This is a genomic window from Polaromonas sp. P3_C2, assembly GCF_056402675.1.
The window spans coordinates 1-8852 of sequence record NZ_JBFUGX010000101.1 but is presented as its reverse complement, the minus strand read 5'-3'; the positions used below and the strand labels follow the sequence as shown (position 1 = coordinate 8852).

General features: G+C 63.1%; 8 protein-coding genes and 1 pseudogene. 1 reads left to right on the top strand and 8 read right to left on the bottom strand.

The window, feature by feature from the left end; translation table 11 throughout:
• Nucleotides 1–91: 91 nt before the first annotated feature.
• The 5 genes from AC1DWI_RS06580 to AC1DWI_RS06560 form a co-directional block, all read right to left on the bottom strand.
• Nucleotides 92–910 carry a gamma-glutamyl-gamma-aminobutyrate hydrolase family protein gene (locus AC1DWI_RS06580; protein ID WP_477648783.1) on the bottom strand — a complete coding sequence of 273 codons (819 nt, stop codon included), beginning with the start codon at nucleotides 908–910 and terminating at the stop codon, nucleotides 92–94.
• A gap of 148 nt (nucleotides 911–1058) precedes the next feature.
• Nucleotides 1059–2192: an iron-containing alcohol dehydrogenase gene (locus tag AC1DWI_RS06575; RefSeq protein WP_477724561.1), complete on the bottom strand. Its 1134-nt coding sequence runs from the start codon at nucleotides 2190–2192 to the stop codon at nucleotides 1059–1061.
• Nucleotides 2189–2710 (bottom strand): N-acetyltransferase family protein, encoded by a 522-nt coding sequence (locus tag AC1DWI_RS06570; protein ID WP_477670573.1) that lies wholly within the window; start codon nucleotides 2708–2710, stop codon nucleotides 2189–2191. The genes AC1DWI_RS06575 and AC1DWI_RS06570 overlap by 4 nt, the downstream gene beginning before the upstream one ends.
• Nucleotides 2697–4082: a glutamine synthetase family protein gene (locus tag AC1DWI_RS06565; RefSeq protein WP_477724560.1), complete on the bottom strand. Its 1386-nt coding sequence runs from the start codon at nucleotides 4080–4082 to the stop codon at nucleotides 2697–2699. Before AC1DWI_RS06565 ends, AC1DWI_RS06570 begins: the two co-directional genes overlap by 14 nt.
• Before the next feature lie 21 nt (nucleotides 4083–4103).
• Entirely contained in the window at nucleotides 4104–5594 is a 1491-nt protein-coding gene (locus tag AC1DWI_RS06560) for an amino acid permease (RefSeq protein WP_477670575.1), read from the bottom strand.
• A gap of 190 nt (nucleotides 5595–5784) precedes the next feature.
• On the opposite strand from AC1DWI_RS06560, the gene AC1DWI_RS06555 reads away from it, so the two are divergent.
• Nucleotides 5785–6741 carry a helix-turn-helix domain-containing protein gene (locus AC1DWI_RS06555; protein ID WP_477670576.1) on the top strand — a complete coding sequence of 319 codons (957 nt, stop codon included), beginning with the start codon at nucleotides 5785–5787 and terminating at the stop codon, nucleotides 6739–6741.
• Between the two features lie 112 nt (nucleotides 6742–6853).
• On the opposite strand, the gene AC1DWI_RS06550 is transcribed toward AC1DWI_RS06555, so the two are convergent.
• From AC1DWI_RS06550 to AC1DWI_RS06540, 3 genes and pseudogenes are all read right to left on the bottom strand, one after another.
• Nucleotides 6854–7987 carry a 2-aminoethylphosphonate--pyruvate transaminase gene (locus AC1DWI_RS06550; RefSeq protein ID WP_477724559.1) on the bottom strand — a complete coding sequence of 378 codons (1134 nt, stop codon included), beginning with the start codon at nucleotides 7985–7987 and terminating at the stop codon, nucleotides 6854–6856.
• Nucleotides 7988–8019: 32 nt separating this feature from the next.
• Nucleotides 8020–8532: a DinB family protein gene (locus AC1DWI_RS06545; protein ID WP_477670578.1), complete on the bottom strand. Its 513-nt coding sequence runs from the start codon at nucleotides 8530–8532 to the stop codon at nucleotides 8020–8022.
• A 7-nt stretch (nucleotides 8533–8539) separates the two neighbouring features.
• Nucleotides 8540–8852 (bottom strand): annotated as a pseudogene (locus tag AC1DWI_RS06540) (putative 2-aminoethylphosphonate ABC transporter permease subunit); the annotation flags it as partial.

Sequence of the window (8852 nt, the reverse complement as noted above, 5' to 3'; positions counted from 1 at the left end):
AGCCTGCGCGGTGCGCGCCTGCTTTGCCTTGGCAGCGACGGAAGCCGCGTCGTCCGCAGGCAGTTCGGTGATCATCTCACCTGTGGCGGGGTTATGAATGGCGAGTTTGGTCATGTTTGTTGGCTTTGCTTTTGGCCGCCGCTACGGCGGTGAGGAAATCATCGAGTACGGCGGCGTCGTCAATCGTGTCGGAGCCGGGTTTGTGGAATTCGGGATGCCACTGGGTGGCGGCGATATAGCTCTTGGTTTTGTCCTTGCGGCGTATCGCTTCCACGATGCCGTCGTCCACGCTGAAAGCCTCGGCTTCAAACTCGGGTGACAAATCCTTGATGCCCTGGTGGTGGATGCTGTTGACGCGCACGCGCTCCACGCCGGGGTACATGGCGGAAAGCCTGGAGCCCTGCACGATGTTCACGCTGTGAAAGTTCTGGTCGTAAGTGACGGCGTCGCGGTGAACGAAGGAGTCAGGCACCTGCGTATTGATGTCCTGGTAGAGCGTGCCGCCGAATGCAACATTGAGCAATTGCAGGCCGCGGCAAACGCCAAACACCGGTTTGCCGGCTCTTTCAAACGCGGCTACCAGTGCCTTGTCGTATTCGTCACGCACACGGTCGCCCGACCATTTTTCTTCCAGCGGCTCCTCGCCGTAACTGCCGGGCCAGACGTCGGCGCCGCCGTGCAGCACCAGGCCGTCCAGCCACTGTGCATAGTGTTCGTATGTAACGTCGCCGCGCTGCGTGCTGCCCGTGGGGCAAGGCACCATGACGACCATGGCGCCGGAAGACATAACCCAGTGTGCGATCGACTGTTCGACATACTGTAGCGTCTTGCCGGTGAAGAAAGAGCGGGTTGGGTCGGCATGCGAGAAACACGCTGACAACCCAATCTTGAGACGACTAGCGGCGATCATGCGAGTACCCTTCTCAAAAGTGATCGTTCTGTTCTGCCCAAGCCGGGGCCGCGGAACCGGCTTTGCCGGGCCGCAGGCGCAGCGGCCCCCTCGGGGGGCAGCGCATTACACGAAGTCGAAGACGCAGTGAAAAGCGTGGGGGCCACATTCATAAGGCGGCCTCGAACAATCGCTGGAAGTCCTCAGCCTTGCAGGGCCGTGGATTCGTCTGGTGGCAGATGTCGGCCGTGGCGATCTCGACCAGGCGCGGCAGGTGTTCGCGCTTGACGCCGTGGGCCGACAGCGGGCCGGTGATGCCCACGCTCTCCTTGAGCTGCTTGAGCCAGGCTACAAAAGCCTTGCCACCGCCGGCCACGCCGCATACGTGGGCCAGCTCGTCAAATTTGGCGGGCGCCGATTCGTAGTTCCACGCCAGCACGGTGTCGATCATCAGCGCATTGGCCAGGCCGTGGTGCAGGTCGCAGACAGCGCCCAGCGCGTGGGCACATGAATGCACGGCGCCCAGGTCTTTCTGGAAGGCGATGGCGCCCATCATGGAGGCCATCATCATGTCGCTGCGCGCCTGCAGATTCGACGGTTCCTTGACAGCCTTGAGCAGTGCGTGGGCTGCGATGCGCGTGCCTTCGAGTGCAATGCCGTCGCACAGCGGGTGATAGGCCGGTGAGAGGTAACTCTCGATGTTGTGCGTGAGCGCGTCCATGCCGGTGGCGGCCGTCACATGCGGTGGCAGGCCGAGCGTGAGTTCGGGGTCGGCAAACACCACTTTCGCCAGAATTTTTGGGCTGAACACCACGCGCTTGAGGTGCGTGTCGTTTTCGCTGACGACGCTGGAACRGCCGACTTCGGAGCCGGTACCCGAGGTGGTGGGCAGGGCCACGAAGTACGGCAGCTCATTGACGATGGGCCGTACCTGCGGATGGTCCCAGACGTATTCAAGGATGTCGCCCTCATGCGTGGCGGCGATGCCGACCACCTTGGCCACGTCCAGCGCCGCGCCGCCGCCGAAACCAATCACGCAGTCGGCCTTGTGGGCCTTGTAGGCTGCGGCACCGTCCATGACCTGGCTGCAGGTCGGGTTGCCGAAGACGCCCGAGAACACGGCCACGTCCAGGCCGGCCAGGTGGGTCCTGAATTCGGCCAGCACGGGCAAGGCGCCCAGCGCCTTGTCGGTCACGATGAGCGGGCGTTTGCAGCCCGCTTCTTTCAGGGTGTCGGCGACGAGCTTGCGCGCGCCTGCGCCGAACTTGATGGTGGTGGGGAAGGAAAAACCGGTGATGCTCATAGTGGTGCGACCTGGAAGTACATGTGTTGTTTGCCGTAAGAGACATTGTTGACCCGAATCGCGTCGGGCTCTATGCCGAAGGATTTAAACCCGCATTTCTCGTAGAGCGCCGTCGCCTCGCGGTTGCCGGCGGTGACCGTCAGCACCACGAGCTCCACGCCGCCGGCGCGGGCCTCGTCCAGCACCTTGCCGACCAGCGCCCGGCCTATGCCATGCCCCTGGTATTCGGGCGCGACGTACATCGCGACCAGCGTGGCCTTGTGACGGTTCTTCAGCCGCGTCTCGCGGTTCAGCCCCACCACGCCGGCCATCGCACCGTCCACAAAGGCGGCCCACATGACGGTGTCGCCGGCGGGTGAAAGGCGCTTTTCGGTGTCGGCCGGCACGCGCAGGTTTTCTTCCTCAAAGCTGGAGGTGAAGGCATCCGCGTGCTCGCGCAGGCCGCGCAGGCGGAATTCGCGGTAAATGGCGGCGTCGGGCACGGTCAGCCTGCGGATCAGGAGGTCAGATGATTTCAAAATAGCGTTTCATTTCCCAGTCGGTGACGGCGTCCAGCCATTGGCGCCATTCCCACTCGCGCGTTGCCGCGAAGTGATCCACGAAAGTATCGCCCAGCCAGTCGCGCGCGATGTCCGATTTCTGGAAAATACGTGTGGTTTCGATCAAGGTGCGCGGTGCGCGGGCAATGTGTTCGGCTCCCTGGTTGGTGCCGGTGATCGGCGCGCCCAGCTTGAGGCCTTTTTCGACGCCGTCCAGTCCCGCAGCGATGACGGCCGCCATCGCCAGGTAGGGGTTCACGTCGGCGCCGGGGCAACGGGTTTCCAGCCGGGTGGCTTTGGCGCTGCCCGCGATCACGCGGAAACTTGCAGTGCGGTTGTCCATGCCCCAGGTCGGCTTCACAGGCGCCCAGAAGCCGTCGACCAGGCGCTTGTAGCTGTTGATGGTGGGCCAGATCATGGGACCGAACTCCATCATGCAGGCGACCTGGCCGGCAACATAGCTCTCGAACAGCTTGCTCATCTTGCGTGGGTGCTTTGCGTCGAAGAACAGGTTGGTCTTGCCGTCCGACAAACTCTGGTGGATGTGGCCGCTGCAGCCCGGCAGCTGCTGATGGGGCTTGGCCATGAAGCTGGGCATGATGCCAAAACGCGAGCCGATCTCTTTGGCGCCGGTCTTGAACAGGATGGCGCGGTCGGCCTGCTCCAGTGCCTCGCTGAAGCCAATGGCTACTTCATACACGCCCGGCCCGGTTTCGGTGTGCAGGCCTTCGATGGGGATGCCGAAGGCCAGCATCTCGTCCATGATGGCGTTGAAGAAATCCTGGTTCTCGTTCATGCGCAGCAGCGAATAGCCGAACATGCCGGGCGTGAGTTTTTCGGCCCCCACGCCGTTTTTCGCGGCCCAGCTGTGCGGCGTTTCCAGGAAGTTGAACCACTCGAACTCCATACCGGTCATGGGCATGAAGCCCATTTTTTCGGCGCGCTTGAGCACGCGCTTGAGCGTCTGGCGTGGGCAGACGGCGTGCGGCGTGCCGTCGGCATTCACGAATTCACCCAGCACAAAGGGCACGTTGTTGTCCCAGGGCACGTGACGTGTGGTGGCCAGGTCCAGCCGTGCCAGCGCATCCGGAAAGCCGTGCTGCCACCCTGTCACCGAGGTATTGTCGTAGCAGTTGTCCATCRTGTCCCAGCCCAGCACCACGTCGCAAAATCCAAAACCGCCCGCCGGGTAGGGCTCGGCCGCGCCGAAGAACTTGTCCTTGTGCAGGTACTTGCCGCGCAGCACACCGTCGATGTCGCTGACGGCAACCTTCATCTTGTTGGCGCCCGACTTGCGCAGCATCTCCAGGGCTGGATGGGGGGCGGAGGATTTGGTGGCTTTTTTGGGCATGGTCGTGGGCACCTTTTGGTTTTAGGGGTGGGCGCTTGCCCGGCCTTTTTCGGCCAGGCCAATCGCAAATTCTTCTTCCGGCGAGAGGATCAGCCGGTGCCGGCCCATCACCGCGAAGTAACTGACGCCGATGGCAAACCACAGCGCCACCCACAGCACGCCCACGCGGTAGATCGGGTCGCTGAGCTGGAAGTAGATGGTGACCAGGGCGATGAGCAGGGTCAGCACCGCGCCCGTGACACCCAGGGGGCTGCGGTAGGGACGCTCCATATGCGGCAGCTTGCTGCGGAGCCGAATGAACGACAGCGCCTGCATGACGTAAGAGAACATGGCGCCGAACACCGCCATGTTGAGCAAGGTGCCGCCGATGACGGCCGAGCCTTTGTCAACGCCCAGCGAAAACCACAGCACAAACATGACCACCAGCGCCACCACCGAGCCGACGATCATGGCGATGTGCGGAGTCTTGCGGCTGCCGTGCGTGACGGACAGTGCCGAAGGAAAGTACCCGGCGCGGCTTAGCGAATAGATCTGCCGGCCCTTGGCAAAGATGATGGTGTGAAAACTCGCCACCAGGCCCAGCACGGCCACCAGCGCCAGTATCTTGGCGATGCCGTTGCCGTAAATTGCCTTGAAGCCGTCGAGCAGCGGCTCACCCGAGGTGCTCAGCGCGTGCGAGCCTATGCCTGCGACCGAGGGGTTGAGCCAGAGGATCATGAAGGCCGAGAGGATGAGCGTGAAGATGCCGGCAATGATGCCGCGCGGCATGTCACGGCGCGGGTCCACCGACTCTTCAGCCGCCAGCGGTAGCTGCTCGATTGCCAGGAACAGCCACACCGCAAATGGCAGCGACGCCAGCACGCCGGCGAAGCCCAGCGGCAGGAAGGGACCGCGGCCCTCGGGCAGCACGGCGCCGCCGGCGCCGACATTCATGGCCCAGCGTGCGAAGTCGATCTTGGGAAAGGCGCTGATCCAGAACGCCACCAGGCAGGCCAGCGCCAGCAGCGTGACGGCCAGTGTGATCTTGAACGACAGCTCGACGCCGATGATGTTCAGCCCGATGAAGACGATGTAAAAACCGATCCACCACAAAGGCTGCCAGGCCGGTGGTGTGCCGAAGATGCTGCCCATGTAGCTGCCGATGAAGAACACGATGACGGCCGGCGTCAGCACGTATTCCACGTTTTCGGCCAGCCCGGTTAGAAAGCCACCCCAGGGCCCCATGGCGGTGCGCGCAAAGGAATAGGCGCCACCGGTATGGGGCAGCGCAGGCGACATTTCGGCCAGCGAAAAGGTCAGGCCAAGATACATCACGGAGATGATGATGGTGGCCAGCAACATGCTGCCCCAGCCGTTGGCCAGACCCAGGTTCCAGCCGGCGAAGTGGCCGGAGATCACGGCGCCAACGCCGAGTGCCCAGAGCGACCAGACACCGGCATAGCGGCGCAGCCCCCTCTTTTCAAAATAGCTGCCGTCGACTTTCGCGTATTGCACGCTGGAACGTTCTGACATGGTGGCTCCCTTATAGGTTGCAAGGTTGAGGGCCCGGTGGGGCTGTCTTGCATCGTAGGGCGAGCGTAGGTGCGCTGAAATCCCATTTCGGCAAGTAACGCAGCGAGAGTGAGCTTAAAGAGACGGCGAGTAAGTCGAAGTGTTTCAAAGCGTTGCTTGCACACGGCACGAATCCTGCAAGAATGCGGCCATGGTCCACACGCCTGACACTCTCCCGCCAGCCCTGCTGTCCCGCGCGTCGTTCGCCGACGCAGACGAGCAGGCGGCGGCACTCACGGGCTGGAACCAGAGCTACCTCCAGCTGTCTCGCGGTGCGTTCGGTGGGGAAGTGCGCCAGCTGGAATTCGCGGGCCTTCGCCTCTTTGTGGAAAGCCTGCGGGAGTCGGTGTACCAGACCGGACGGATACGCGATGGTGCCCTGGCCTTGGGGCTGCCGCTTCAGGTCGAAGGCCCCAGCGTTTTTTGCGGCGCGCCCAGCGACGCTGGTGCATTGCATGTGTTTTCGGGGGCGTCGGGTTTTGAGTTCCGCTCTTCCCGGCGTCATGTGATGCTGGGGCTGGAGCTCGATGAGGCGGCCTGGCGCCGCTGCAGCCGACATGACCCGGCACTGCAAGCCCGGCTGGGTGCGCAGGCCGGCTTGCGCAGGCTGGACGCTGCGGCACAGGCCAGTCTCCGGCAATGCCTCACGGGTGTGATGGATACCGTGGAGGCTGCCCCGGCGCTGCTGCAGTCTGCATCCGTCCAGGCGGCGATGCTTGACACCGTGATGGAGCAACTCGGCCGCGTACTTGCGCCGGTGGATACCGTGGATTCGGCCGGCACCCATGCGCACTGGACGCTGACGCGGCGCGCCCGCGAGCTGGTGCATACGCAGCTCGATCAACCGCCTACGGTCCTGGCCCTGTGTGAACAGCTCGGCGTGAGCCGCCGAACCTTGCAAAACGGTTTTCAAACGGCGCTGGGCATCAGCCCATTGGCTTACCTGCGCGCCGTGCGTTTGAACGCGGCCAGGCAGGCATTGAAGACCGCTACGTCCGTGACGGCGGCTGCAACGCACCTTGGGTTTTGGCATTTTGGTCATTTCGCGCACGACTATCAGCAAATGTTTGGCGAGTTGCCTTCCGAGGCGTTTCGCCGAAGTCACTAGGCCCCCACGGTCGCTCACTTCGTGTAGCTCCCTGCCCCCCGAGGGGACGCCCGCCTGTGGCCCGGCAAAGCCGGTTCCACGGCTCATGCTTGTAAAGAGACGTTCTCAGGGCCTACGCTCCGTGCGCGTGGGTTGCCGGTGCGGCGGAGCTGATGCCCATGTCCTGCAGGGCACCCGCCACAGCCAGCACGGCCTGTTCGATCTCATTCGGGCCGATCGCACCGATGCAGCCCACCCGGAAAGTTTCTACCTGCGTGAGCTTGCCCGGGTATAGGACAAAACCGCGATCTCGTGCGGCGGCATAGAACTTCTTGAATTCGTAGCGGCTGTCGCCTGGCGCGTGGAAGGTCACGATGATGGGCGCCTGGATGGCCGGGTCCAGGAAGGGTTTGAAACCGAGCCTTGCCATGCCGGTGACCAGGGTGGTGTAGTTGGCGGTATAGCGCGCCAGGCGCGCTGGCTGGCCGCCTTCTTCCTCAAACTGGGCAATGGCTTCGGCCAGCGCCACCACCACATGGGTGGGAGGCGTGAAGCGCCACTGCGTGGTTTTTTCCATGTAGGCGTACTGGTCGTGCAGGTCCATGGCCAGCGACTGGCTGCGGCCGGCACAGCCGTCCAGCACGGCCTTGCGGATGAAGACAAAACCCATGCCGGGCACGCCTTCGAGGCATTTTCCGCTGGCCGCCACCAGTGCGTCGAAATGCACCTTGCGCGCGTCGATGTCTATTGCGGCGAAGGAACTCATGGCGTCCACCAGCAGGCCCTTGCCGTGGGTTTTGCAGACGTCGGCCACTTCCTTCAGCGGGTTGAGCACGCCCGCGCCTGTCTCGCAGTGGATCAGCATGACGTGGGTGATGCTGGTGTCGGCTTCCAGCATGGCGTCCAGTGCGGCGGGAGAGACCTGTGCCGCTTCGTCGAAGGGCATGATGGTGCAGCGCCGTCCCATCAGCGTGGTGAGCCTTGCCGCGCGTTTGCAGTAGGCGCCGTTGTCCATCACCAGCACGTGGCCGTCGCGCGGCACTACGGTGGCCACTGCCGCTTCCAMGCTGAAAGTACCGCTTCCCTGAAGCGGAACGACGACGTGCGAATCCTGCCCATGGATGACGGCCAGCAGGCTTTTGCGCACACTCGCCGTGACAGCGTTGAAATCGCTGTCCCAGGAGCCCCAGTCTTTCAGCATCGCGAGCTTGGTGCGCAGGGTGGTGGTCAGTGGCCCGGGGGTGAGGAGGATTTTGTCTCTGTCCATTTGTGATGCCTGTGGTCTTCGTTGCGGGCGATTCAATTCAGTCGGGCCGGGTATCCCTGCAGGAATATGGGCAGGTCCATGCCTGGGGGGCGCGCCGGAACCTGGTAGATCATGTCGGCCACGTAGCCCCGGTGGTAGGTCTTGTGGTTGACAACGTGCAGCAGCATGTCTCCCCGTGTCATGGCACTCGCGTCGCCATCGATGAACGTGAAATGCACGATTTCGTCGAGTGCCTCGACGCTCAGGGTGTCCGCGTATTCGATGTACCAGGTGTCGATTTTCCCCTGAGCTGCGCACAGCTCTTCCAGTGTGGGAGTAGCCTCTGTGTTGCGGGAGCTGAAGCCATGCGGCCGCCCCTGCAGGTGCGCCTGCCAGATGAGATCCACCACATAGGCGTGGTTCAGCGTACGAAGCATGTTGCCAAAACCTGTCGCGCGCGGTGCCAGGAGTTCAGCTGCAGGAAGTTGCTTTAATGCGCCGAACAGGCGGTCGTTGGCCCACGCGTTGTAACGTGTGAGCATGCGGATGTTGCGCTGGGCTGTCATGAAGCGCCTAGCGCGAGCTGGTTCGCCATGCCTGCGTACGGCGGTTGACCCACCAGGCCAGCGCCATGAAAAGCAGGGTTGCAATCGTTGATGCCATACCGATCAGGACGGCCATGGCTGCGGCGGCGCCCATTTCGCCGGCTTCATCCAGGTTCAGGATGGCGATCGACGCAACTTTGGTTTCGGGCGAATAGAGAAACACCACGGCAGAGATGGTGGTCATGGCGTTGATGAAGAAGTAGCGCGCGATGTCGACCAGCGCCGGCGTGCAGATGGGCAGGGTGACGCGCCAGAAGGTCTTGAAGAAGGGTACCTTGAGC

Excerpts from the sequence above, each read along its gene's own strand:
- AC1DWI_RS06580 (WP_477648783.1), bottom strand. The coding sequence starts at position 910 with ATGATCGCCGCTAGTCGTCTCAAGATTGGGTTGTCAGCGTGTTTCTCG.
- AC1DWI_RS06555 (WP_477670576.1), top strand. The coding sequence starts at position 5,785 with ATGGTCCACACGCCTGACACTCTCCCGCCAGCCCTGCTGTCCCGCGCG.
- AC1DWI_RS06560 (WP_477670575.1), bottom strand. The coding sequence starts at position 5,594 with ATGTCAGAACGTTCCAGCGTGCAATACGCGAAAGTCGACGGCAGCTAT.
- AC1DWI_RS06545 (WP_477670578.1), bottom strand. The coding sequence starts at position 8,532 with ATGACAGCCCAGCGCAACATCCGCATGCTCACACGTTACAACGCGTGG.